The sequence below is a fragment of the Pseudomonas avellanae BPIC 631 genome, assembly GCF_000444135.1.
Classification (GTDB): Bacteria; Pseudomonadota; Gammaproteobacteria; order Pseudomonadales; family Pseudomonadaceae; genus Aquipseudomonas; species Aquipseudomonas avellanae.
The window spans coordinates 1-585 of sequence record NZ_ATDK01000541.1 but is presented as its reverse complement, the minus strand read 5'-3'; the positions used below and the strand labels follow the sequence as shown (position 1 = coordinate 585).

Below are 585 nucleotides of genomic sequence, written 5' to 3'. Positions count from 1 at the left end.
GGCATTGCAGGCTCGTATTGGTGTTGTGTGAGAACTCCAACAATACGGGCCTGTTCTCATAGGGATCAATAGGTTACGTCGAAACGGGAACAGACCCTAGTGATCGGTGCTGGCTGGCTCCTGAAAGAATTGGGAGCACAGCATCAAGCTTCAATTGCCGGCTTGGAATGTGGGGTTCATGAGGCGCTTACGATCAATGAGGTGCGACCCATACGGGATTCCACAAAGCATCGAGCATAAGTTCGTCTACATTGGTGCGTCCTCAGTGGCCAACTGCTCCCAGCAGCTTTGGCTAACCGATCAAATGCATAATTGGATGCCTGCCCGCTAAGGGCTTCAACATATTGTTTCTGAAGTCTTCCGCCCGGAGCATGCCGTCCAAGAAACAGCTTTTTCGAGTCCCTTCTCGCCTTTTCCAGCCGGAGCAGGTGTTCGGCGGGGTCATCTGGATCGGTAACTTTTTCAAGAAGCCTGATCTCTTGATCTAGTGTACTGTTTTCGAAATAAGTTACCCATAACCTGCAAGCTAAGCTATTGATAAGATTTGAATTTTCCGTTAGTTGGTGGCTGATTTTTTCGAAAACA

Annotated in this window: 1 pseudogene; it reads right to left on the bottom strand. The window is 48.7% G+C overall.

Annotation, left to right across the window (positions count from 1 at the left end):
• Positions 1-176: 176 nt before the first annotated feature.
• Positions 177-585, bottom strand: a pseudogene (locus tag DW49_RS1000000133460) (hypothetical protein); the annotation flags it as partial.